General features: G+C 73.6%; 17 protein-coding genes. 5 read left to right on the forward strand and 12 right to left on the reverse strand.

Annotation, left to right across the window (positions count from 1 at the left end):
- Positions 1–19: 19 nt before the first annotated feature.
- From ACH4SL_RS09545 to ACH4SL_RS09585, 9 genes are all read right to left on the reverse strand, one after another.
- Positions 20–1,414, reverse strand: a complete 1,395-nt coding sequence (locus ACH4SL_RS09545; protein ID WP_398443066.1) for a hypothetical protein — start codon at positions 1,412–1,414, stop codon at positions 20–22.
- A gap of 348 nt (positions 1,415–1,762) precedes the next feature.
- Positions 1,763–2,773: an N-acetylglucosamine kinase gene (locus ACH4SL_RS09550; protein ID WP_398444068.1), complete on the reverse strand. Its 1,011-nt coding sequence runs from the start codon at positions 2,771–2,773 to the stop codon at positions 1,763–1,765.
- A 2-nt stretch (positions 2,774–2,775) separates the two neighbouring features.
- Positions 2,776–4,044, reverse strand: a complete 1,269-nt coding sequence (locus tag ACH4SL_RS09555; RefSeq protein ID WP_398443068.1) for a 6-phospho-beta-glucosidase — start codon at positions 4,042–4,044, stop codon at positions 2,776–2,778.
- Positions 4,041–4,946 (reverse strand): carbohydrate ABC transporter permease, encoded by a 906-nt coding sequence (locus ACH4SL_RS09560; RefSeq protein ID WP_398443071.1) that lies wholly within the window; start codon positions 4,944–4,946, stop codon positions 4,041–4,043. Before ACH4SL_RS09560 ends, ACH4SL_RS09555 begins: the two co-directional genes overlap by 4 nt.
- Complete coding sequence (locus ACH4SL_RS09565; RefSeq protein WP_398443073.1) at positions 4,946–5,896, reverse strand: carbohydrate ABC transporter permease; 951 nt, start codon at positions 5,894–5,896, stop codon at positions 4,946–4,948. The genes ACH4SL_RS09560 and ACH4SL_RS09565 overlap by 1 nt, the downstream gene beginning before the upstream one ends.
- Complete coding sequence (locus ACH4SL_RS09570) at positions 5,896–7,227, reverse strand: ABC transporter substrate-binding protein (RefSeq protein ID WP_398443075.1); 1,332 nt, start codon at positions 7,225–7,227, stop codon at positions 5,896–5,898. Before ACH4SL_RS09570 ends, ACH4SL_RS09565 begins: the two co-directional genes overlap by 1 nt.
- A gap of 127 nt (positions 7,228–7,354) precedes the next feature.
- The gene (locus ACH4SL_RS09575) at positions 7,355–8,581 is read right to left on the reverse strand and encodes an ROK family protein (protein ID WP_398443077.1); all 1,227 of its coding nucleotides are present in this window, start codon (positions 8,579–8,581) and stop codon (positions 7,355–7,357) included.
- A gap of 210 nt (positions 8,582–8,791) precedes the next feature.
- Positions 8,792–9,310 carry a hypothetical protein gene (locus ACH4SL_RS09580; RefSeq protein ID WP_398443080.1) on the reverse strand — a complete coding sequence of 173 codons (519 nt, stop codon included), beginning with the start codon at positions 9,308–9,310 and terminating at the stop codon, positions 8,792–8,794.
- A gap of 134 nt (positions 9,311–9,444) precedes the next feature.
- Positions 9,445–10,524, reverse strand: a complete 1,080-nt coding sequence (locus tag ACH4SL_RS09585; RefSeq protein WP_398443082.1) for a mechanosensitive ion channel family protein — start codon at positions 10,522–10,524, stop codon at positions 9,445–9,447.
- Between the two features lie 250 nt (positions 10,525–10,774).
- Here ACH4SL_RS09585 and ACH4SL_RS09590 point away from each other — a divergent pair, with 250 nt between their 5' ends.
- Positions 10,775–11,311, forward strand: a complete 537-nt coding sequence (locus ACH4SL_RS09590) for an HNH endonuclease (RefSeq protein ID WP_398443084.1) — start codon at positions 10,775–10,777, stop codon at positions 11,309–11,311.
- 234 nt (positions 11,312–11,545) lie between these two features.
- Positions 11,546–14,122: an aminopeptidase N gene (pepN, locus tag ACH4SL_RS09595; protein ID WP_398443086.1), complete on the forward strand. Its 2,577-nt coding sequence runs from the start codon at positions 11,546–11,548 to the stop codon at positions 14,120–14,122.
- A 168-nt stretch (positions 14,123–14,290) separates the two neighbouring features.
- Here pepN and ACH4SL_RS09600 read toward each other — a convergent pair whose 3' ends face one another.
- Positions 14,291–15,577, reverse strand: a complete 1,287-nt coding sequence (locus ACH4SL_RS09600) for an MFS transporter (RefSeq protein ID WP_398443089.1) — start codon at positions 15,575–15,577, stop codon at positions 14,291–14,293.
- A 176-nt stretch (positions 15,578–15,753) separates the two neighbouring features.
- Here ACH4SL_RS09600 and ACH4SL_RS09605 point away from each other — a divergent pair, with 176 nt between their 5' ends.
- The gene (locus ACH4SL_RS09605; RefSeq protein ID WP_398443091.1) at positions 15,754–16,293 is read left to right on the forward strand and encodes a MarR family winged helix-turn-helix transcriptional regulator; all 540 of its coding nucleotides are present in this window, start codon (positions 15,754–15,756) and stop codon (positions 16,291–16,293) included.
- Positions 16,294–16,616: 323 nt separating this feature from the next.
- Here the strand turns inward: ACH4SL_RS09605 and ACH4SL_RS09610 are convergent, their stop codons facing one another.
- Both ACH4SL_RS09610 and malQ read right to left on the reverse strand, forming a co-directional pair.
- Positions 16,617–16,847, reverse strand: a complete 231-nt coding sequence (locus ACH4SL_RS09610) for a hypothetical protein (RefSeq protein ID WP_398443093.1) — start codon at positions 16,845–16,847, stop codon at positions 16,617–16,619.
- 47 nt (positions 16,848–16,894) lie between these two features.
- The gene (gene malQ / locus ACH4SL_RS09615; protein WP_398444070.1) at positions 16,895–19,018 is read right to left on the reverse strand and encodes a 4-alpha-glucanotransferase; all 2,124 of its coding nucleotides are present in this window, start codon (positions 19,016–19,018) and stop codon (positions 16,895–16,897) included.
- A 167-nt stretch (positions 19,019–19,185) separates the two neighbouring features.
- On the opposite strand from malQ, the gene ACH4SL_RS09620 reads away from it, so the two are divergent.
- The gene (locus tag ACH4SL_RS09620) at positions 19,186–20,004 is read left to right on the forward strand and encodes an ABC transporter ATP-binding protein (RefSeq protein ID WP_398443095.1); all 819 of its coding nucleotides are present in this window, start codon (positions 19,186–19,188) and stop codon (positions 20,002–20,004) included.
- Between the two features lie 481 nt (positions 20,005–20,485).
- The gene (locus tag ACH4SL_RS09625; RefSeq protein ID WP_398443097.1) at positions 20,486–22,984 is read left to right on the forward strand and encodes an ABC transporter permease; all 2,499 of its coding nucleotides are present in this window, start codon (positions 20,486–20,488) and stop codon (positions 22,982–22,984) included.
- The last annotated feature ends 303 nt before the right edge of the window (positions 22,985–23,287 follow it).

The following is a 23,287-nucleotide window of genomic DNA, read 5'->3' on the forward strand; positions in this document are numbered from 1 at the left end:
CATCGCTCTCCCGGCCCCCTCACCGGTACTCCGACAGCCGTCGGCCGATGCCGAGCAGCGCGCCCGCCGCGCCCAGGACCGCGAGGACCCCGGCACCGGCCGGCAGCAGCGTCAGCGCGTCGCGCCCGCTGGTGGCCGCCTTGTGGAATTCGTCCTGCTCGTGGGCGACGGCCGTTCCCAGGGCCTTGTCGGCGTGGGCGAAGTGGTCGGCGGTCGACGGCGACACCGTTTTGCCCTTGTCGTCCTTGCCGAGGACGTCGGCGACGGCCGAGGCGTAGTCGCCGCTGTCGTCCTTCGTGCGTTCCGTGCCGTGCAGGGTGCGCCACTGCTGCACGCTGTCGATCGCGGCGTCGACCGCCTTGCGCCCTTCCGCGTCGTTGGCGAGCCGCAGCGCCTCGGGCAGGTCGCCGGGCTCGTGCTTGGCGGGGTCGCCGGTCATGAGGTCGGCCATGTCCTTGGTGTAGCTGTCCTCGTACGCGTCGCCCGAGCCGCGCGCCACCAGGGTCAGGTTCTCGTCGCCGCGGGCCTGGAGGACCAGGATCCGGGCGTTGTTGAGCACCTGGACGGAACGGGCGCCGTGCGCGGAGGAGTTCTCCAGTTGGGTGCGCGCGACCGTGTGCCCGGCCGCGAGCCACAGCAGCAGCACCGCGGTGGCCGCGGTCGCGGCCAGCATGCCCTGGTTGAACACCCGGTTGGTGCGCCGGTAGTGGCGGCGCTGCGCCCAGGCCAGCGCGCCGAGCGCCAGCACGCCGAGCGCCCAGGAGACGTAGGGCAGCGCCTTGGCCTGCGTGTAGTCGTGCGCGAGGCGGCCGTTCTCGACCGTGTAGAGGCTGTTGGCCGCGTCGAGCAGGCCGCCGTCCTGGCGCATCTGCTGGTTGGCGTACCGCAGATAGGCGCCGCCGATCGGCAGGCCCAGCCGGTTGTCGGCGAGCGCGGTCGCCACCAGTGCGGTGTAGTTGGGCAGTTGCTTGTTGAGGCTGGCTATGTGCGCCTGGGCCTCGGGGGACTGCCGGCTGTTGGCGGCGGCGTCGGTGATGAGCTTGGAGGCGGTGTCGATGTCGTTCTGGTACTGCTCCGCCACCTCGTCCGGCTGCGGGCCGCTGACCAGGAACCCGGCGGTCACGGTCGCGTCGGCGTCGGCGAGCGAGCGGTAGATCTCGGCGGCGGTGGCGCTCAGCGGCGCGCTGTGCGAGACGACGTTGTCGGCGGCCTGCGCACGGTCGTTGACCTGCCAGGCCGTGGCCACGCCGAAGGCGATCACCAGCACCGCGAGCGCGGCGCCGATGATGCGCAGCCGGCCCGGCTCGGTCGTCGCGGCGGCCCTGGTCCGGGCGCTGAACTCCGTCCAGCCGCGCCGCCCCGCGGGGGCGGCGGCCGACGCCTCGGGCGCGTTGCCGCCGCGCGGCGCGGGCACGTGAACGCCCCCGCGTGCGCCGGGAATCTGACTGCCCGTCGGCGTGTGCGTCACGTACCCTCCCCCGATTCCGGCGTGCCACGAGCCGGCACGTCTCCGCTGTAGGCGCCCAGTATGGCCGCACCCGCCCGGATAGCTCCAGCGGCCCTGTGATCTTGTCCGCTCACTACCCGCCCCCGACCGATCACACGCGCCCCGTCCGGGTTCGGTTCCCGCCCCCGCGCCACGGCCCGCAACCGCCGTGCGCCGCGGGCCCGTTCGCCCCCACCGTACGCAGACGCGCCCCGCTTCCCGTACGGCACGGGGGCGGCCGTACGGGAAGCGGGGCGCGGGTCGGGCGTCCGCGGGTCAGGCGTAGTGGGCGCGCAGCGCGGCGTGCGCCTCGGGCGGCGCGGCCAGCTGGTCCAGGCCGAGCAGGGCCGCGCCCAGGACGGGCGGCGCGGTCACCACCCGCGTGCGCGCCTTGGGGGCGCGCGCGGTGAGCCGTTCGGCGAGGGCGTCCATCAGGTACGGGTTGCGCGCGCTCATCACGCCGCCGCCCAGCACCACGTCGGCCTCCTCGTCGAGCAGCTCCAGCCGGCCGAGGGCCACCACCGCGAGCGCGGTGATCTCGTCGGCCTGCCGGGCCAGGATGGACCGGGCCACCGGGTCGCCCGCGTCGGAGGTCGCGAAGAGCACGGGCGTCAGCTCGTACTTGCGCTCCGGCTCCAGCGTGCCCAGGTGCAGCGCCTCGATCAGCGCGTACATCGAGCCGAGCCCGAAGTGCGCGGGCAGGGTGCGGGCCAGCTCGGTGGGCTCGCCGCGGCCGTCCTCGGCGCGCGCGGCGTACCACAGCGCCTCGTCGGCGAGGCCCGAACCACCGCCCCAGTCACCGGAGATCTTGCCGATGGCGGGGAAGCGGGCGGTGCGCCCGTCCGGCAGCATGCCGACGCAGTTGATGCCCGCGCCGCACACCACGGCCACCCCGCGCGGCTCGTCGACACCGGCCCGCAGTATCGCGAAGGTGTCGTTGGCCACCCGGGTGGTCAGCGCCCAGCCGCGCGCGTGCACGGCCGCCTCCAGCTGCTGCTCCTCGACCGGCAGGTCGGCGTTGGCCAGGCAGGCCGAGGTGTACGCGGCGAGCGGCCGCCCGCCGTCGGCTCCGTCCGGTCCGAGGGTGAAGCCGGCGTCGGCCGCCGCCCGTCGCACGATCGCGGCCAGCTCGCCCACCGCGGGCTCGACGCCGACCACGGGGGGCTGGAAGCCCCCGCCGCGGGCGGCGCCGAGCACCCGCCCGTCGGCGGCGACGAGCGCCACGTCGGTCTTGCTGTTGCCCGCGTCGACGGCGAGGACCCCGCCGGGGACGAGCGGCGGCCCCATGGTCAGGCCCACGCGAAGTGCTCCCGGTTGTGCGCGACGAGACGGTCGGTCAGCTGCTCGGCCAAGTCGTACTGGCCGACCAGCGGGTGGGCGAGCAGCGCGGTGAAGACGCGGTCCCGGCCGCCGCGCAGGGCGGCGTCCAGGGCCAGGTCCTCGTACGCCGTCACGTTCGCCACCAGCCCGGCGAAGAGCGGCTCCAGCGGCGGCACCGGCAGCGGCTGCGCGCCCTGCGGGCCCACCGTGGCCGGGACCTCGATGACGGCGTCGTCCGCGAGGAAGGGCAGGGTGCCGTTGTTGTAGGTGTTGACCACCTGCACGTCCCCCTCCGCGGTGGGCCGCAGCAGGGAGGCGGCGAGCGCCACCGCGGCCTCGGAGTAGAAGGCGCCGCCGCGCTTGGCGAGCAGCTCCGGCTTCTCGTCCAGCGCCGGGTCGCCGTACATCTCCAGCAGCTCCTTCTCCATCGCGGCGACCTGCGACGCCCGCGACGGCGAGGTCCGCAGCTCGCGCACCACCTCGTCGTGCGCGTAGTAGTAGCGCAGGTAGTACGACGGGACGACGCCGAGCCGGTCCAGGACCGGGCGCGGCAGGTGCAGGTCGGCGGCGATGTCGTCGCCGTGCTCGGACAGCAGCTTCGGCAGCACGTCCTCGCCGCCGGGGCCGCCGATGCGCACCGCGCGCTCCCACGTCAGGTGGTTGAGGCCGACGTGGTCCAGGTGCACCTGCTCGGGCGCCACGCCGAGGCGGGCGGCGAAGCGGCGCTGGAAGCCGATGGCCACGTTGCACAGCCCGACCGCGCGGTGGCCGGCCTGCAGCAGCGCCCGGGTGACGATGCCGACCGGGTTGGTGAAGTCGATGATCCACGCGTCGGGGGCGAGCCGCCGTACCTGCTCGGCGATGTCCAGCACCACCGGAACGGTGCGCATCGCCTTGGCGAGGCCGCCCGCGCCGGTCGTCTCCTGGCCGACGCAGCCGCACTCCAGCGGCCATGTCTCGTCCTGGTTGCGCGCTGCCTGCCCGCCGACCCGCAGCTGGAGCAGCACCGCGTCGGCGCCCTCGACGCCCGCCGCGAGGTCGGAGGTGGTGACGATCCGGCCCGGGTGCCCCTGCTTGGCGAAGATCCGCCGGGCGAGCCCGCCGACCAGTTCCAGGCGGTGCGCGTCCGGGTCGATCAGTGCCAGCTCCTCGACGGGCAGGGTGTCGCGCAGCCGCGCGAACCCGTCGATCAGCTCGGGGGTGTAGGTGGACCCGCCGCCCACGACTGCCAGTTTCATCCCTTGACTCCCGTCAGGGTCACGCCTTCGATGAAGGCCTTTTGCGCGAAGAAGAAGACCACGATGACCGGCGCCATCACCAGAACGGTCGCGGCCATGGTCAGGTTCCAGTTGGTGTGGTGCGCCCCCTTGAAGGACTCCAGCCCGTAACTGAGCGTCCAGGCAGCCGGATTGGAGCTGGCGTAGATCTGCGGCCCGAAGTAGTCGTTCCAGCAGTAGAAGAACTGGAAGAGCGCGACGGCCGCGATGGCCGGCTTGATCATCGGGATGATCACCCGGAGCAGGGTGCGCAGTTCACCGCAGCCGTCGACCCTGGCGGCCTCGGTGTACTCCTTCGGGATCGTCAGCAGGAACTGCCGCAGCAGGAAGATGGTGAAGGCGTCGCCGAAGGCCATCGGGATGATGAGCGGCCACAGCGTGCCGTCCAGGCCGAGCTGCTTGGTCCAGAACAGGTACATCGGGATGACGATCACCTGCGGCGGCAGCATCATGGTGGAGATGACCAGCACCATCACCAGGTTGCGCCCGCGGAAGCGGAATTTGGCGAGCGCGTACGCCACCGGCAGCGACGACACCACGGTCAGGGTCGTGCCGACGACGGCGTAGACCAGGGTGTTGCGCCACCAGGTCAGGAAGCCCGGGGTGTGCCACACGGTGCTGAAGTTGGACCACTGCCAGGTGTGCGGCCACAGGTCCCGGGTGAGGGCCTGGTTGTCCGTCATCACCGCGGTGAGGAAGACGAAGACGAAGGGCAGCACGAAGAACGCGGCGGCGGCGATGCCGAGGGCGTGCACCGCGATCCAGTTCAGCCGCGCCTTGCGGCGCGCGGTGCGCCGGGCCCGGGCGTCCGCCGGGTGCCCGGGGGCCTGGGCGGCGGGGGCGGTGAGCGTTGCGTGGGTCATCAGTCCTCCGCCGTCAGGAATCCGTTGCGCCGCCGCATGAGCAGCGCGGTGAAGGCCATCGAGAGCACGAAGAGGACGAGCGCGATGACGCACGCGGAGCCGTAGTCGAAACGCTGGAAGCCGCGCTCGTAGACCAGTTGCGGCAGGGTCAGTGTCGACTTGTCGGGGTAGCCGGGCTCGAACTGCTGACCCGAGTTGCCGATGATGCCGGACGCGACCTTCCCCGCCACCAGCGGCTGCGTGTAGTACTGCATGGTCTGGATGACCCCGGTGACCACCGCGAACATCACGATCGGCGAGATGTTCGGCAGCGTCACGTAGCGGAAGCGCGACCACACGCCCGCGCCGTCCAGTTCGGCGGCCTCGTACTGGTCCTTGGGCACGTCGAGCAGCGCGGCCATGAAGATGACCATCAGGTCGCCGATGCCCCACACCGCGAGGATCGTCAGCGCCGGCTTGGACCAGTGCGGGTCGGTGAACCACCCCGGGGTCGCGATGCCGATGTCGCCGAGGATGTGGTTGACCGGGCCCGTGCCGGGGTTGAGGAGGAAGACGAACGCCATGGTCGCGGCGACCGGCGGGGCCAAGTAGGGCAGGTAGAACGCGGTGCGGAAGAAGCCCGCGCCGGTCTTGATCTTGGTGATCAGCAGGCCGACGCCGAGGCCGAAGACGACCCGCAGCGTCACCATGACCACGACCAGCCACAGCGTGTTGCGCAGCGCCGGCCAGAAGAGCGGGTAGTCCTGGAAGACGTATTTCCAGTTCTTCGCGCCCGTCCACGTCGGCGGGTTGACGCCGTTGTAGTGCATGAAGGAGAAGTAGACGGTGGAGATCAGCGGATAGGCGAAGAAGACGCTGAATCCGATGATCCAGGGGGACAGGAAGGCCAGGTTGCGCAGCGCCGCCTTGCGGCGCCGGGCCTTCAGCAGGGGGTGGACGGCTGCGCTCATCACTGGGCCTGCGCGATGTCCTTGTCGACCTGCGTGTCGACACCCTTCAGACCCGCGACGAGGTCCTTGGACTTGCCCGACTCGTAGGAGTAGCCGAAGTCCTGCAGCGTCACCTGGTAGGCGCCGCCGTTGACGCTCGGCGGGGTGGTGGTGCTGTCCGGGTTCTGCGCGATGTCGAGGAAGGTCTTGAAGTCCGGGTCCTGGTCCAGCTTCGGGGACTTCAGGGCGGCGAGCGTGGAGGGCACGTTGTGGATGGCGTTGGCGAAGGAGACGACCGCGTCGGTGTCGGTGGTCATGAACTTCACCAGCTCCCAGGCCGCGTTCTTCTTCGCGCTGGTGTTGGCGACGCCGATGACGGTGCCGCTCAGATAGCCCTTGCCGTACGTGTCGGCCTGGTCGTCGGGCACCGGGAAGGGCGCGACGGCGAGGTCGTTCATACCGGCGTCCCTGGCCATGCCGAGCCGCCACTCGCCGTCGATGCCCATCGCGACCTGGCCGGTGTGCAGCGGGTTCTTGGCGCCGAATTCGTCACCGAAGCCCGAGCGGTACTTCTCCAGCTTGCTGAAGCCGCCGAGCGCCTTGACCATTTCCTGCTGCCAGGTGAACATCGCGGCGAATCCGGGGTCCTCGGCGACCTGCGACTTGCCGTTCGCGTCGAAGTACTTCACGCCCCACTGCGCGGCGAAGTGGCCGGGGGTGGACTCGTAGCCGTGGAAGTCCGGCATGAAACCGAGCTGCGAGTAGCTGTCGCCGGAGGACTTGGTGAGCTTGACGGCGTCGGCCTTGAATTCGCTGAGGGTCTTCGGCGGCGCGGAGATGCCGGCCGCGGCGAATTCCTTCTTGTTGTAGTACAGGCCGTACGCGTCGCCGAGCAGCGGCAGGGTGCAGCGCTTGCCCTGGAACTGCGTGTATTCCAGCATCGGCTTGGGGAAGGTCGTCTCGGGGTCGATTCCCGACTTCTTCAGGAAGGGCGCGAGGTCGGCGAAGGTGCCCGAGGAGCAGAACTGCCCGACGTTGTCGGTCGTGAAGGACGAGACGACGTCCGGGGCCTTGTCGCCGCCGGACCGCAGCGCCTGGTTGATCTTGTCGTCGGTGATGTTGCCCTGCACCTTGACGTGGATGTTCGGGTGCGCTTTCTCGAAGCGGGCGACGTTGTCGTTGATCGCCTTGAGCTCGTTGGGCGCCGTCCAGCCGTGCCAGAAGGTGATCGTGACGTCCTTGGTGGCGTCGTCGTCTGCCGAGGTGCTGCTCTGGCCGGTGCACGCGCTCGCGAGCAGGGCTATCGCGGCGCTCGCCGCCACGGCGGCCGCGGCGTTGCGGATACGGGTCACTGCTCTCTACCTCCGGGGATTACGCGGCCGGTCGGGGCCGGTCGAGGGTGTGCGGTGCCGCCGGGACGGCGAGGGTGCCGTTCCGTTGCGGATGCCGCGGGGTGGTCGGGTCGGGGCGTGCGGGGGCTCAGCGTGAGGTGTCGAACACCTCGTCGCGGGTCGTGGCGAGGGCGCTTTCCAGCGCGCCGGTCAGGACGGGGTGCATCTCCACGGTGCCCAGCACCAGCCGGGGCCGGGGCACCGCGAGTTCGGCCAGCTCGGACTGGATGAGGGCGCGCAGCGGCTCGCCGCCCGCGACGGCGACGTTGCCGGCCAGCACGATCAGCTCCGGGTCGACGACGGCCACCAGCGAGGCGAGGCCGACGGCCATCCCGGTGGCGCAGCGCGCCAGCAGCTCGGCGTACGGGCCGTCGGCGGCCTGCTCGCACTCCTCGTGCACGGCCGCGGCCTTGCCGAGTACCGTCGCGGCGGCGTCCGGGAGCGGGGCGTCGGGGATCTCCAGGCCCAGCTCGCGGGCGTTGCGCAGCACCGCGTTGCAGCCGGCCAGCTCCTGGAAGCCGCCGTTGTTGGCCCGGGTGACGTTGCGGACCAGCGGGGTGCCGGGCACGGGCAGGAAGCCGACCTCGCCGGCGCCGCCGGTCCAGCCGCGGTGCAGCCGGCCGTTGATCATGAGGGCGGCGCCGATGCCCTCCTCGTTCCACAGCAGGACGAAGTCGTCATGCCCGCGGGCGGCGCCGACCCGCTGCTCGGCGACCGCGGCGAGGTTCACGTCGTTGTCGTAGTCGAGCGGCATCGGCAGGGCCGCGGCCAGCTCCTCCAGCAGCGCGGGGGAGTGCCAGCCGGGCAGGTGGCTGGCGTAGCGCAGCCGTCCGGTGCTGGGGTCGAAGGCGCCCGGGGTGCCGATGACCGCGCGGTGCACGTCGGGGCGGCTGAGCCCGGCGGCCTTCACGGCGCCGTCCAGCGCCGCGACGACGTGCTCCACGGCGCCGCCGGAGCGGCGGCGCGGGGTGGGCAGCCGGAAGGAGCCGACGGTGCGGCCGGTGATGTCGGCGACCGCGGCCCTGATGCGCTCGGTCGTCACGTCCAGGCCCGCGACGTACGCGGCGGCCGGGTTGACCGAGTAGAGCTGGGCGTTCGGGCCGGGGTGGCCCGCGGTGGTGCCGGTGGCGAGCACCAGGCCGGCCGCTTCGAGGCGGGCCAGCAGCTGCGAGGCGGTCGGCTTGGACAGGCCGGTGAGCTTGCCGATCCGGGTACGCGAGAGGGTGCCGTGCTCCAGCAGGAGGTCGAGTGCGGCGCGGTCGTTCATGGCGCGCAACACGCGCGGGGTGCCAGGGGTGCCAGCCATGCGCGCCATCCTCCCTCAGTTCACTGTTAGGAAACCTTCCTATCGGTGGACGTCAAGGTAGGCCCGCTGTCGGCGGAGCGTCAAGGGATGCGCGGAGGAGTCGGCCAAGTCGTTACCGGCGCCGCCGCGGGCAGCAGAAACGGCCGGGGTACGGGCCCCCCGGCCGTCGGGTGTACGTGCGGTGCGTGCGCGGCCGGAGAACGGGCTCTCCGGCCGGGATCAGGATCCGTAGACCTCGGTCATCTCGGTGATCGTGCTGCCGTCCAGAACGACGTCGTAGTAGTTCTGGCCGTAGCAGAATTCCTTGGACTTCGCGGCCTGGCCGCCGTCCCAGGTGTCACCGTCGGGGTCGGCGCACGACTTCACGTGCGCGATACCCGTCTCGGGGCCCTGGGTGGCCCCGCGGGTCTCGGGTCCCTTCTCCCCGATGATCGTGATCTTCGCGCTGAGCGAGAGCGTGTACGTCTTGACGGTGCCCACCGGGTGGTAGGCCGCGCCCTCGTTCATGGTCGGATCGCATGCGGCCTTCGCCTCGCGCGCGACGACGTTGTTCATCGCGCCCTCGACGTTGCTGACCCAGATGTAGGAGTGGCCGGGCGCCAGGGTCGGGCAGGAGTTGTGGTCCTCGCCCGCCGCGGTCGCCTTGGGCGCCTTGGGTGCGGCGCTGCCGGTGCTGTCGGCCGCCGGGTCGTCGGGTCCGCAGGCGGCGAGAGAGAACGCCGCGGACGCGACGGCCATGGCGGCCAGGACTTTCCGAGTGGAAATCCGACGAGAAATGCGAGTGGAAATAGGAACCCCCGATTCCGGCCCGCGTGCTCACGCGCACGCGGGTGACATGTGCAAACCGGAGCAGGGTAGCGGAACGGCCGGGCTCACTCCTCGCCCGCGGCCGGTGACGGCACGGTCGTGGGGCGCTGCCCCGCGGGCGGCGGGGCGCTCTCGTCGGCGCCGGGCGCCATCGGCGCGCCCTCGGCGGCGTCGGCCGCGGGATCGGTCACGGTCGCGGCGGGGGCCCCGCCGGACAGCGGGATGCCCTCGCGGTCGAAGGCCTGCTTGATCCGCCAGCGCAGCTCGCGCGCGACCGGCGCGGCCTTGCCCGGCATGGTCTTGGCCTGCAGCTGGATCACCGAGAATTCCGGGCCGACCGACTCCAGGCCCAGCACCTTCACCGGCTCCCACAGGTATTCGTCCCAGGGGTCTTCCTTGCCCATGACGTCCGCGGTCTCGGTGATCACCGTGCGTGCCCGCGTGAGGTCGGCCCCGGCGCCCACCTGGACGTCCACCGCGGCTGTCGCCCAGCCCTGGCTGAGGTTGCCGATCCGCTTGACCTCGCCGTTGCGGACGTACCAGATCTCGCCGTTGTCGCCGCGCAGCTTGGTCACCCGCAGGCCCACCTCGACGACCGTGCCGCTGGCCACGCCCGCGTCGATGACGTCGCCGACGCCGTACTGGTCCTCCAGGATCATGAACACGCCGGACAGGAAGTCCGTCACCAGGTTGCGCGCGCCGAAACCGATCGCGACACCGGCGACACCGGCGCTGGCCAGCAGCGGGGCGAGGTCGATCCGCAGCACCGACAGCACGGTCAGCGCCGCGGTGCCCAGGATCAGGAAGGACGCCACGCTGCGCAGCACCGAGCCGATGGCCTCGCTGCGCTGCCGCCGCCGCTCCGCGTTGACCAGCAGCCCGCCCAGCGCGGTGCCCGCCGCGGCCTCCGCGCCGCGGTTCATCCGCTCGATGAGCTTGCTGATCGTGCGCCGGACGATGGTGCGCAGCGCTATCGCGATGACCAGGATCAGGACGATCCGCAGCCCCGCGCTCAGCCATCCGGCCCAGTTGTCGTCGACCCAGCTGCCGGCCTGGGTGGCGGTCTGGGAGACGGAGTCGAGGGGTGCGGCGGGTGGGGGCGTCGCGGTGGACACGGGCGGGGACCTCCGGGGTGTACGAAACATCCACAGTAACGAAGGACCGATGCCGTTCCGTTGCCCCGTCCGAGGGGCGGAAAGCCTCCCGGCGGGGGAGAAAAAGGGGGAAGAAGGGGGGATAACCAGGGGAGCGGCGCCTGCCGGGCCGGATCGGTGTGGTCCAAAACACTTCCGCTCCGTTACCCGGGCATGGTGGCGCCCCGCCCCGCCTTCCGGAGAGACTGAGACAGATCGTCCCGGCGCGAGCCACGCGCCGCCGGCGTTAAAGGAGGCATACGTGCCGCATGTCCTGGTCCTGAACGCGTCGTACGAGCCGCTCGGCGTCGTACCGCTCCGCCGTGCGCTTGTCCTCGTGCTCAACAACAAGGCCGTGTGCCTTGAGGAATCCGGCGCCTACCTGCACAGCGAGACAGAGGCGCTGCCGGCGCCCAGTGTCGTCAAGCTCACCAAATTCGTCCGCGTTCCCTTCCGCGGCACCGTCCCGCTCACCCGCCGGGCCCTCTTCGCCCGCGACGGCGGCCGCTGCGCCTACTGCGGCGGCGCCGCCACCAGCGTCGACCATGTGATCCCGCGCAGCCGCGGCGGCCAGCACGCCTGGGAGAACGTGGTGGCGGCCTGCCGGCGCTGCAACCACGTCAAGGCCGACCGCCACGTCGCCGAGCTCGGCTGGCGGCTGCGCCATCAACCCGCGCCGCCCACCGGACTGGCCTGGCGCATCATCGGCACCGGCCACCGGGACCCGCGGTGGCTGCCATATCTGCAACCTTTCGGCGCGGACGACGCCCTGGCCCGGATCGACGGCATATCAGCCTGAGATCCGGGCCTTCGTGCGTCACGGGGCGCCCACCGCCACCGGGTGGGCGGCCCCGTGACGCCGTACGCCTTTTTTGGTCACGGTGAGTGACTCTCCTGTCGTGCCGGACGTACTGCTCCGCGCGACCGCGTGTCCGCTGACGGCGGCGCCGGAGTTGTCCACAGGCATTCCGCGGGGTGAACGGGTTGCGTGCGAGGATGGCTGTCTCACCTGACGAGAAGGAGTTGGGCCACCGTGCCTGGTACGAACCTCACGCGCGAGGAGGCGCAGCAGCGGGCGGGCCTGCTGACTGTGGACGGCTACGAGATCGAGCTGGACCTGACGGCGGCCCAGGAGGGGGGGACGTTCCGTTCCCGGAGCAAGGTGGTCTTCGACGTCGCGGGGGACGGCGGCACCAGCTTCATCGACCTCGTCGCGCCCGAGGTGCACGAGGTGGTGCTCAACGGGGCAGCGCTGGATCCGGCGGAGGTGTTCAAGGACTCGCGGATCGCCCTGGAGTGGCTGCCCGGCGGGCGCAACGAACTGGTGGTCGTCGCCGACTGCGCGTACACCAACACCGGTGAGGGCCTGCACCGCTTCGTCGACCCGGTGGACAAGCAGGCGTATCTCTACACCCAGTTCGAGGTACCCGACTCGCGCCGGGTCTTCGCCGTCTTCGAGCAGCCCGACCTGAAGGCCGCCTTCACCTTCACGGTCAGGGCCCCGCAGGGCTGGACGGTGGTGTCGAACTCGCCGACGCCCGAGCCGTCCGCGGACGGGGTGTGGTCGTTCGAGCCGACCCCGCGGATCTCGTCGTACATCACCGCGCTGATCGTCGGCCCCTACACCTCGGTGCACAGCAGCTGGGAGGGCGGCGGCCGCAGCGTCCCGCTGGCCGTCTACTGCCGCCCCTCGCTCGCCGAACACCTCGACGCCGAGGCCATCTTCGAGGTCACCCGGATCGGCTTCGACTGGTTCCAGGAGAAGTTCGACTACGCGTACCCGTTCGCCAAGTACGACCAGCTGTTCGTACCGGAGTTCAACGCGGGCGCGATGGAGAACGCCGGGGCGGTGACGATCCGCGACCAGTACGTCTTCCGCTCCAAGGTCACCGACGCCGCGTACGAGGTCCGCGCCGAGACCATCCTGCACGAGCTGGCGCACATGTGGTTCGGCGACCTGGTCACCATGGAGTGGTGGAACGACCTGTGGCTGAACGAGTCGTTCGCCACCTACACCTCCATCGCCTGCCTCGCGCACGCCGAGGGCTCCGCGTGGCCGCACGCCTGGACGACCTTCGCCAACACCATGAAGACCTGGGCCTACCGGCAGGACCAGCTGCCCTCGACGCACCCGATCATGGCGGAGATCAACGACCTGCAGGACGTGCAGGTCAACTTCGACGGCATCACGTACGCCAAGGGCGCCTCGGTGCTCAAGCAGCTCGTGGCGTACGTCGGGATGGACGAGTTCTTCACCGGCGTCCAGGCCTACTTCAAACGGCACGCCTGGGGCAACACCCGGCTGGCCGACCTGCTCGGCGCGCTGGAGGAGACCTCGGGCCGCGACCTGAAGGCCTGGTCGAAGGCCTGGCTGGAGACGGCGGGCATCAACGTGCTGCGCCCGGAGATCGCGGTCGACGCCGAGGGCGTCGTCACTTCCTTCGCCGTCCGCCAGGAAGCGCCCGCGCTGCCCGCCGGTGCCAAGGGCGAGCCGGTGCTGCGCCCGCACCGCATCGCCGTCGGCGCGTACGACCTCCAGGACGGCGTGCTCGTCCGCACCCGGCGGATCGAGCTGGACGTGGACGGCGAGCTGACCGAGGTGCCCGCCCTCGTCGGCGCCCGCCGCCCCGACGTGGTGCTGCTCAACGACGACGACCTGTCCTACGCCAAGATCCGGCTCGACGAGCAGTCCCTCGCCGTCGTCCGCGACCACGTCGGCGACTTCACCGAGTCGCTGCCGCGCGCGCTGATCTGGGCCTCGGCCTGGGACATGACGCGCGACGGCGAGGTGGCCACCCGCGACTACCTGGTGCTGGTGCTGCACGGCATCGGCAAGGAGACCGACATCGGCGTGGTGCAGTCGCTGCACCGCCAGGTCAAGCTCGCCCTCGACCTGTACGCCGACCCGGCCTGGCGCGAGACGGGGCTGACCGCCTGGACGGCCGCCGCCCAGCAGCACCTCGCCGCCGCCGCGCCCGGCAGCGACCACCAGCTCGCCTGGGCCCGCGCGTTCGCCGCGACCGCCCGCACCGAGGAGCAGCTCGACGTGCTCGCCGGACTGCTCGACGGCTCGGTGGGCTACGAGGGCCTCGCCGTCGACACCGACCTGCGCTGGGCGCTGCTGCTGCGGCTCGCCGCGACCGGCCGCGCCGACGAGCAGGCCGTCGCCGCCGAGCTGGCCCTCGACCCGACGTCGGCGGGGGAGCAGCACGCGGGCGCCGCCCGCGCCGCCTTCCCGACGGCCGAGGCCAAGGCCGCGGTGTGGGCGAAGGTCGTCGAGTCCGACACGCTGCCCAACGCCATGCAGGAGGCCGTCATCGCCGGCTTCGCGCAGGCCGACCAGCGGGAGCTGACGGCGCCATACGCGGAGAGGTACTTCGCCGCGATCAAGAAGGTGTGGGCCGAGCGCAGCAACGAGATGGGCCAGCAGATCGTCGTCGGCCTCTACCCGGCGCACCAGGTCTCGCAGGCGACGCTGGACACGACCGACGCCTGGCTCGCCACCGCCGACCCGGCCCCCGCCCTGCGCCGCCTGGTCGTCGAGAGCCGCGCGGGCGTCGAACGCGCCCTGAGGGCCCAGGAGGTGGACGCCGCGTCCGCCACGAGCTGACGCCCACCGGCCCCGGGGCTGCCGTACCCCGGGGCCGGGGATTGGCGCTCCGGGGCCGGCTCCGGCGGGCCCGCGGGCGAGGCGGGAGCAGGCGGTGACGTCGCACCCGGTGGCCGGTCGGCCCCGCGTGGGCCCGCAGGTGGGGCGGTGGTGCGCCGTGGGGCGCTGTCAGCGGGTGACCGCGGGGCGCGCGGGCTGCGGCGCCGGGGCGGGCCAGGTGCGGGAGGCCGGCGGGAGGTGCACGGCCGTGTGCGGGAGGCTGCGTTCGAGGCGGAGCAGCACGGCCGCGGCCGTCAGGGCGGTGCCGGTCAGCAGCAGCCACGGCAGCCGCGGGTCCGCGGCGGCCAGCGCGGTGAAGAGGGACGGCGCCAGGATCATCGCGAGCGACCAGGACAGCTGGTAGGCCGCCAGATACCGCCCGCGCAGCGCCTCGGGCGCCGCGGCGACGGCCAGCGAACTCGCCGCCGGGCTGTGCACGGTCTCGCCCGCGGTGTAGAGCGTGACCAGCGCCAGCAGCAGCCCCGCCGCCGCCCACCCGGCCGCGGGCCGCACCGTGGCCAGCAGCCCCAGCCCCGCGAAGGACGCCGCGAAGAGCACCGCGCCCAGCGCCGCCGCCCGGGTACGGCGGGCCCCGCCCCGCCGGGTGAGCCGGGCGATGTGCACGCCGCCCGCGGCGCACAGCACGGTGTTGAGGGTGAAGGCCGCGCCGGTCAGCGCCTCGGGCCCGTGCAGCGGACCCGCGATGAAGAGCGGGAAGAGCACGCCGAGGGCCGAATAGCCCAGCGCGGTGAGGAAGTTGACGCCGGTGAGGGCGAGGAAGGGGCGGTCGGCGGCGACCACCCGGTAGCCCGCCTTGGCTTTCACCTCCGCCCGCGCCTCCGATTTCGCCTCCGTTTCCGCCGGGGGCGAGCCCGCTTCCGCCGGCCGCCGCGCCGCGGGTGCGTGGACGCGACGCATCAGCAGGAAGGCGACGCCGAAGCTCGCCGCGTTCAGCCACGCCGCGAGCGTGAAGCCGCGGTCCCCGGCGAGCGAGACCACCAGCGAGGCGAGCAGCGCGCCCGCGCCCAGCCCGCCGTTGCGCAGCGCGCGGGACGCGGCCTGCAGCCTGTCCCGGTCCGCGCCCGCCGCCACCTCGCCGATCCAAGACTGCTGCACCGCGGGGAAGGCCCGGTCCCCGAGCGCGGTGCCGAGCGCGACGGCGGCGAAGGCGGGCAGCGCGCCCGCGAAGGGGTAGAGCGCGAAGCCGGTGCCCCGCACCCCGTACAGCACGAGCTGCACCCGCCGGGCGCCGAACCGGTCCACCGCCGCGCCGGCCAGCGGCAGCCCCGCCATGCCGACCAGCCCCACCGCGCTCAGCACCGCGCCCACGGTGGCGAAGGACAGGCCCGTGAGGTGGTGGAAGAAGACCAGGCTGAAGGGCACGTACATGCCGGAGCCGACTGCGTCGACGGCCATCGCGGCGAGCATGGCCCGTTCGCCGGGCAGGCGGTCCTGGGCGGGGCGACGGCATCGCAGGGGGAGGGGCATGGCAGGGCTCCCGAGTAGGTTGACGCTAACTAGCTTAGCTCTAAGCTAGTTAGCGTCAAGCTACTTTCTTGCCGTCGAGTGGTCGTGCGCCCGATACTGAGGGGATGGGACACGTTGCTGAGGGTGCTGAGCCCGCTGACGCGGGAGGAGCCGGTGATGCCGTTGACGCGATCACGGCGCAGTGGGCCGTCGAGCGGCCCGAGCTGGACACGCTCGCCATGGCCGTCTACGGGCGCGTCTACCGCATCGCGCGGGTGATGGGCGACCGGATGGAGGCGGAGTACCAGCGGCACGGCATCGGGCGGGGGGAGTTCGACGTCCTCGGGACGCTCCGCCGGGCGGGCGCCCCCTACACGCTGTCGCCTCGTGAGCTGTCCGCGACGCTCATGCTCACGACCGGGGGGATGACGGGGCGGCTCGACAAGCTCGAACGGGCGGGGCTGCTGGTCCGCTCGCCGGACCCGCACGATCGCCGCGGGCTCCGTGTGACGCTCACCGACCGGGGCGTCGAGGTGGTCGACCGGGCACTCGTCGCCGGGCTCGCCGTCCAACGCGATGCGCTTGCCGCGCTGGCTCCGGAGGAAGGGGCTCAGCTTGCCGCGCTGCTGCGGCGACTGCTCTTGGCTTCCGCCGCAGGCGCGTAAGGGGCTGCCCCTTGCTGCGGCCTGGCGGCTGCCCCCCCCCGGCGGGGGGTTGCGCGCGCAGTTCCCCGCGCCCCTAAAAACGCTTGCCCCGCGCGGCAGCAGCAGCCCCCGGAGGGGCTTGCACGTGCCGCGCAGGGCAACAAACCAGGGGCGCGAGGAACTGCGCGGCCAATCACAGGGAAAGGGACGTTCCCGCGACGGCGGAAAGCGGCAGCCCGGCGGGAAAGGGGCGCGGGGAACTGCGCGCTCAGCCCCCACCGGCGGACGGGCGCGCGGGACACCGCAAGGGGCAGCCTCTTGGGCGACCCTCGCGTCCGGCGGAGCTACTTGCGGGACTTGTCCGTGACGATGACGAGGCCCGCGATGACCGCGAAAGCCACGAGGGGGATGGCGACGTAGAGGCCGAGGGTCTGGGCCACGCTCAGACCGGAGCCCGGGTCGTCGCCGTCGTCGTGCGCCAGGGCGAACGCCGGGGACGACAGCAGCATCAGCACCGTGGCGGTCGCCGTGACGACGCCGGCGCGCATGACCTTCTTGTTGAGCTTCTTGTCCACATGGCCAATGTAGTGACCACCTCCGCGGCCCGCGCGCCCGGGGGTGCCTAAGAGGGGCGCGCGAGGGCGCGGCGGATCTCGTCGGTGAGGGCGTGCAGGCGGCGGGAGGCGGCGAGCTGTTCGAGGGCCAGCGGGTTGCCCTCCGGATCGGCGACGGGAAGCCGCCAGTTGGGGTACTGGTTCCACGTGCCCGGCAGATTCTGCGGGCGGCGGTCGCCGACGCCGTCGCCCAGCCACACGCCGGCCATCCGCGCGGGGGTGGCCACCAGGAAGCGGTGCACGGCCTTCACCACGGCCTCCTCGTCCGCCCCGCCCTCGGGGAGCATGCCGAGCCGCCCGAGCAGGGCGATCCACTCGGCGACCTCCGCCGCGTCGTCCGCCTCTTCCTCCTCCAGGGGCCGGGTGAGCAGGCCCAGCCGGTGCCGTAGCCCGACGTGCTCGCCGGTGAGCCGGGCGGCGGTGCTCGGCAGGTCATGGGTCGTGGCGGTGGCCAGGCACGCCTCCCGCCAGTCACCCGGCGGGAGCGGCAGCGGCCGCCGTTCGGCCTCCGAGCCGCCGTCCGGCCCCGCGTCGCCCGCGGAATCCGCCGCGCCCGCCGTATCCGTATCCGGCGCGGCCCCGCCGCCGTAGTCGCGCTCGAACCACAGCACCGACGTGCCGAGGATGCCGCGGTCGGCCAGCTCCTCGCGGACGCCGGGCTCGACTGTGCCCAGGTCCTCGCCGATGACGACGGCGCCCGCCTCGTACGCCTCCAGCGCCAGCAGGCCGAGCAGCGCGCCCGCGTCGTAGCGGACGTACGTGCCCTCGGTCGGGGGGCGGCCTTCGGGGACCCACCAGAGGCGGAAGAGGCCCATGACGTGGTCGATACGCAGCCCACCCGCGTGGCGCAGCATGCGGGCGACGAGGTCGCGGTAGGGGGCGAAGCCGGTCGCGGCGAGGGCGTCGGGGCGCCAGGGCGGCAGGCCCCAGTCCTGGCCGCGGGCGTTGAACGCGTCCGGCGGGGCGCCCGTCGACATGCCCGCGGCCAGCACGTCCTGCATCGACCAGGCGTCGGACCCGGCGGGGTTGACGCCCACCGCGAGGTCGTGGACGACGCCGACGGCCATCCCGGCGTCCCGGGCCGCCCGCTGGGCCGCCGCGAGCTGGCTGTCGGTCAGCCAGCCGAGCCAGCAGTGGAAGTCGACCCGCTCCTGGTGCTCGCTGCGGGCGCGCGCCACCTGCGGCGAGCGCGGGTCGCGCAGGCCCGCGGGCCAGGTCCGCCAGTCGGGTCCGTGCAGCTCGGCGAGCATCGACCAGGTGGCGTGGTCGTCGAGGGCCTGGCCCTGCGCGGCGAGGAAGTCGGCGTACGCGGCGCGCCGCCCGGGGCTGAGCGGCACCTCCCGCAGCAGCTCCAGGGCCTGCGACTTCAGCTCCCACACCGCGTCCCGGTCGATGAGGCTGTCCTTGAGCAGCACGGTGTCGCGCAGCGTCGCGGCCTTGGCCAGCAGCCGTGTGGCGACGGCGCGCGCGTCGTGCGGCAGGTAGGCGTACTCCGGGATCTCCTCGATCCGCAGGTAGACGGGGTCGGGGAAGCGCCGGGAGGACGGGCGGTACGGCGACGGGTCGGTGGGACGCCCCGGTACGGCCGCGTGCAGCGGGTTGATCTGCACGAACCCGGCGCCGAGCGCCCGCCCGGACCACGCGGCCAGCTCCGCGAGGTCGCCCAGGTCGCCCATGCCCCACGAACGGCGGGACAGCACGGAGTACAGCTGCGCCATGAAGCCGAAGCTCCGCCCGCGGGGGCCCGCGAGCCGGGCGGGCGCCACGACCAGGTCGCCGCGCGCGGACCGGCCGTCCGGCGCGACCGCGCGCAGCCCGTAGCGCCCGGGGCGGCCCGGCAGCCTGCTCAGCGCCTCGCCCGCCGCGGTCTCCACGGTGACCTCGGTGCCCTCCGGCAGCCCGGTCAGCGGTTCGCCCGCGCGCAGCACCGTGCACGGCGGCAGCAGGCGCCGCGCGGCCCGCGCCTCGTACCCGGCGAGAGCGGCGCGTACGGCGTCGGGCGTGGACGCGTCCACACCGAGGGCGGCGAGCACCGCCACCACCGTGTCCTCGGCGACCGCGACCTGCCGGCCGGGCGCCGGGCTGTACGTCACGTCCACGCCGTGCAGCGCGGCAAGCCGTGCCCGGTCCATCGCGCCTCCGTGGTCCACTTTCGGATCTTTCCGGCCGATCACCTCAGCCCTACCCCTTCCGGGATGTGTCACACCCGTCGCGGTGGGTCACGGTGGGGTTGTCCCCACCCCGAGGAGACCGGCGTACGCCATGGTTCACCCGGTCGGCGCTCCGTAGCGTCGAGGACATGGCTGCACACGGCATCGTCTCCGCACCCGACGTCTCCCCGCACGGAGGCTCCCCCGGCGCACTCGCCGTCGAACTCCGCTCGGTCACCCGCACCTACGGGCGCGGGGACGCCGCCGTGCACGCGCTGCGCGGCGTCGACCTCGCGCTGCCGCGCGGCAGCTTCACCGCCGTGATGGGGCCGTCCGGCTCCGGCAAGAGCACCTTCCTCCAGTGCGCGGCGGGCCTCGACCGGCCGAACGGGGGAGAGGTGCTGCTCGGCGGCGAGCCGATCACCGGGCTCGGCGAGAACCAGCTCACCAAGCTGCGCCGCCGCCGCATCGGCTTCGTCTTCCAGGCCTTCAACCTGCTGCCGTCGCTGACGGTGCAGCAGAACGTGCTGCTGCCGCTGCGGCTGGCCGGGGTCCGCCCCGACCGCCGCCGCGCGCACACCCTCCTCGCGGAGGTCGGCCTCGACGGGTACGGGCGGCGCCGCCCCGGGCAGCTGTCCGGCGGCCAGCAGCAGCGCGTCGCCATCGCGCGGGCGCTCGTCACCGACCCCGAGGTGATCTTCGCCGACGAGCCCACCGGCGCGCTCGACACGGGCACGGCCCGTGAGGTCCTCGCCCTGCTGCGCCGCGCGGTGGACGCGCTCGGCGCGACGGTGGTCATGGTCACGCATGACCCGGTCGCCGCGTCGCACGCCGACCGGGTGCTCTTCCTCGCGGACGGGCGTCTCGCGGGCGAGCTGCGTGCGCCGTCCCCGGCGGAGGTTGCCGACCGGATGGTCGCGCTCACGGCTGCCGCGTCTGCCGCGTCCGCGGCTGGGAGGGTGGCGTGATTCCCCGCCGCCGTCTCCCGGCTGCGCGCCGGGCGGGCGTTTTGAGGGTGCGCGTGCCGCGCGGGACGAGCGTTTTCGGGCTGCGCGTGCCGCGCGGGGCGAGCGTTTTTAGGGGCGCGGGGAACTGCGCGCTCAGCCCACCACCGGCCGGTGGTCCGGAGCGGACCGGGTTGCCCCTTCGGGTCGGTGGCGACGCGCTGGGTGCGTTGTGCCTGGTCGCGCAGTTCCCCGCGCCCCCGGTGTGCCCGGCGTGGCATCGCGCGCTTGGCGCGGGGGTGGGGTCGGGGGCCACTCCGGGGGTACCTCCTCGGAATGCGCGTCTGACCTCATACGTATCCGCGACGGAGTCGCTGCGCATTCCTGCGGGGGCACCCCCGGATCGTCCCCCTTCCGGGGAGCGTGGGCGGCTGCCGGCCGGTGAGGGTGAGGGCATGGCGGCCCGGCGGGGCACGGGCACCCCCGTACGCGGACGGGGGCGGAAATGAACGGGCTCGCGCGGGCGTCCGTGCGGTTCAGGCCCGCGTCGTTCGCGGGGACGTTCGTCGCGCTGTTCTTCGCCGCGGTCGTTGTCACCGCGTGCGGGACATTGCTGCAGACGGGGATCACCGCGCATGTCGCGCCCGAGCGGTACGCGCATGTGCCGGTCGTCGTCGCGCCGCATCCGGAGGCGCGGATCCACGTGGGGCACGGTGAGGACGCCGAGACGGAGAAGGAGCCGCTCACGGACACGCCGCGGCTGGACGCCGGGCTGGCCGCGCGGGTCGCGGCCGAGCCCGGTGTGGCCGCGGCCGTCGTGGACACGGCTTTTCCCGTGCAGGGCGCGGGGCAGGTGACGGGGCGCAACTGGGCGGCCAGGGTTGTCGACGGCGCCGAGGTCGTGCAGGGGCGCGCGCCCGGCGCGGGTGAGGTGGTCCTCGATCCGGCGACCGCGCGCGCCGCGCACACCGGCCCCGGACGTACCGTCACCCTCGGGACGCCCGGGGGCACCGCGGCCTTCCGGGTCGCCGGGCTCACCGGGACCGGCGGGGCGCCCACCGCCTGGTTCGCGGACGCCACCGCGGACTGGCTGTCCGGTCACCCCGGGCTCGCCGACGCGGTCGCCGTGTTCGCGAAGCCGGGTGTGAGCACCGGGCAGCTCGCCGACCGGGCCCGGCACGCGGTCGGGGACGCCGCCGAGGTACGCACCGGGGACGGGCGCGGCGCCGCGGAGCAGCCGCAGCTCGCCGGGGCGCGGGAGATGCTCACGGCGATCGGCGGGTCCTTCGGCGGTATCGCCACCGCCACCGCCGTCTTCGTCGTGATGGGCACCGTCTCGCTCGCGATCGGCCAGCGCGGCCGGGAGATCGCGCTGCTGCGCGCGATCGGCGCCACCCCGCGGCAGATCCGCCGCACCGTGGCCACCGAGGCGCTGCTGGTCGCGCCGGTCGCCGGTGCAGCGGGCATCCTGCCGGGCATCGCGCTGGCCCGCTGGTGGCTCGACCAGCTCGTGCACAAGGACGCGGTGCCGTACGGGGTGACCCTCTCGGTCGGCTGGATCCCGATGGTCTCGGCGGTCGGCGCGGGGCTGCTCGCCGCGCTCGTGGCGGGCCGGCTCGCGGCCCGCCGCCCGGCGAAGGCGCGGCCCAGCGCCGCGCTCGGCGAGGCGGCCGTGGAACGCCGGCGGCCCGGCGTGATCCGTACGGTGCTGGGCGTCGCGGCGGTCGTGGGCGGGGTCGTGCTCGCGGTCGTCGCCGCGCACACCACCGGCGACGACGCGGCGAACGTCGCTCTCGGCGTCGTCTTCAGCTTCATGGTCGGCGTCGCGCTGCTCGGCCCGGTCGTGGCCTGGCTGGCGTCCGCGCTCCTCGGGCTCCCCCTGCGCGCCGGTGGTGCGCCCGGCGAGCTGGCGGCCGCCAACACCCGCGCCAACGCGCGCCGGCTCGCCTCCGCGATCACGCCGCTGGTGCTCGTCACCGCCTTCACGGGGACACTCGTGTGGATGCAGAGCTCGGTCGCGCACGAGTCGTCCCGGCAGATCAGGGCGGGTGTCGTCGCCGACCAGGTGCTCGGCTCCGGCGGCCCGGGCCTGCCCGGCGGCACCTCCGCGCGCGCCGCGCGTACGCCCGGCGTGGACACGGCGGTCGGCGTGCTCCGCAGCGGGGCGCTCTACCGCTCGGGCGGCTCGCTCAACTCCACCAGCGTGCTGGGCGTCGACGGCGACCCCGCCGCGCTGCCCCGCGTCCTCGACCTCGGCGTCCGCGAGGGCTCCCTCGCCGCCCTCACCGGCGACGGACGCACCGTCGCGCTCGACACGCTGCTCGCCGGTACTGCCAACGCGCACGTCGGCCACCGGATCTCGCTGTGGCTCGGCGACGGTACGGAGCTGCGGCCCACCGTCGTCGCCGTCTACAGCCGCGGGCTCGGCCTCGGCTCACTGCTGCTGCCGCACTCCGTGGTCGCCCCGCACGCCGCCGCCGCGCTCGACACGGAGGTGCTCGTGCACGACGCCCCGGGGGCGGACCCCGGCGCCGTACGGCGCGCCCTCGGCCGGCTCGGCGTGCCCGGCCTCACGGTCACCGACCGCGCGGGCTACCGGGTGCAGGCCGACCGCGACCTCGAACTCAACGGCTGGGCCAACCGGGTGATGGCGGGGGTCCTCGGCGGCTTCGCCGCGGTCGCCGCGGCCAACACCCTCGTCATGACGGTCCTCGACCGCCGCCGCGAGGTGGCGCTCCTCCGGCTCGCCGGCACGACGCGGACCCAGGTCCTGCGGATGCTGCGGGCCGAGGCTCTCGTCGTGGCCCTCGCCGGGCTCGGCATCGGCGGGGCGATCGCCTGGATCACCCTCGTCCCCATCGCCCGCGGCCTCACCGGCGCGTCACCGTACGTCCCGCCCACCCAGCCCCTCGCCCTCGCGGCCGCCGCCCTCGCCCTGACCCTCGCCTCCACGTCCCTCCCCGCCCGCGCGCTGCTGCGAGCCCGCCCCTCGGCCGGCGGCTGACCCGCCGCGGGGGGGTGCCCGCGCCTGGCGGCGCGGGGTTTGCCCACCCGCACCACCCGTGCAGGTAGGAGCAGAAAGTGCCGGTCTTCCTGTGGGGCGCATTCGCCGTCGGCGGCGAGCCGTAGTCCCTGCGACATTCACCCCCACCGGCAGGCAGCCGCCATTCCGGCCGGGAGGGGGACGGTGCGGGGTGCCCCCGCAGGAATGCGCACGCAGGACCCGCCACCTACGGCATGAGGTCACACGCGCATTCCGAGGAGGTGCCCCGTGCCGGCACCCGACCCCACCCCCGCACGCAGTGCG

Source organism: Streptomyces sp. NPDC021020, assembly GCF_044333285.1.
GTDB lineage: Bacteria > Actinomycetota > Actinomycetes > Streptomycetales > Streptomycetaceae > Actinacidiphila.

Coding starts and splice junctions, on each gene's coding strand:
- ACH4SL_RS09550 (WP_398444068.1), bottom strand. CDS start 2,773: ATGGGGCCGCCGCTCGTCCCCGGCGGGGTCCTCGCCGTCGACGCGGGC.
- ACH4SL_RS09555 (WP_398443068.1), bottom strand. CDS start 4,044: ATGAAACTGGCAGTCGTGGGCGGCGGGTCCACCTACACCCCCGAGCTG.
- ACH4SL_RS09560 (WP_398443071.1), bottom strand. CDS start 4,946: ATGACCCACGCAACGCTCACCGCCCCCGCCGCCCAGGCCCCCGGGCAC.
- ACH4SL_RS09565 (WP_398443073.1), bottom strand. CDS start 5,896: ATGAGCGCAGCCGTCCACCCCCTGCTGAAGGCCCGGCGCCGCAAGGCG.
- ACH4SL_RS09575 (WP_398443077.1), bottom strand. CDS start 8,581: ATGGCGCGCATGGCTGGCACCCCTGGCACCCCGCGCGTGTTGCGCGCC.
- ACH4SL_RS09580 (WP_398443080.1), bottom strand. CDS start 9,310: ATGGCCGTCGCGTCCGCGGCGTTCTCTCTCGCCGCCTGCGGACCCGAC.
- ACH4SL_RS09585 (WP_398443082.1), bottom strand. CDS start 10,524: ATGTTTCGTACACCCCGGAGGTCCCCGCCCGTGTCCACCGCGACGCCC.
- ACH4SL_RS09600 (WP_398443089.1), bottom strand. CDS start 15,577: ATGGCCGTCGACGCAGTCGGCTCCGGCATGTACGTGCCCTTCAGCCTG.
- ACH4SL_RS09605 (WP_398443091.1), top strand. CDS start 15,754: ATGGGACACGTTGCTGAGGGTGCTGAGCCCGCTGACGCGGGAGGAGCC.
- malQ (WP_398444070.1), bottom strand. CDS start 19,018: ATGGACCGGGCACGGCTTGCCGCGCTGCACGGCGTGGACGTGACGTAC.
- ACH4SL_RS09620 (WP_398443095.1), top strand. CDS start 19,186: ATGGCTGCACACGGCATCGTCTCCGCACCCGACGTCTCCCCGCACGGA.
- ACH4SL_RS09625 (WP_398443097.1), top strand. CDS start 20,486: ATGAACGGGCTCGCGCGGGCGTCCGTGCGGTTCAGGCCCGCGTCGTTC.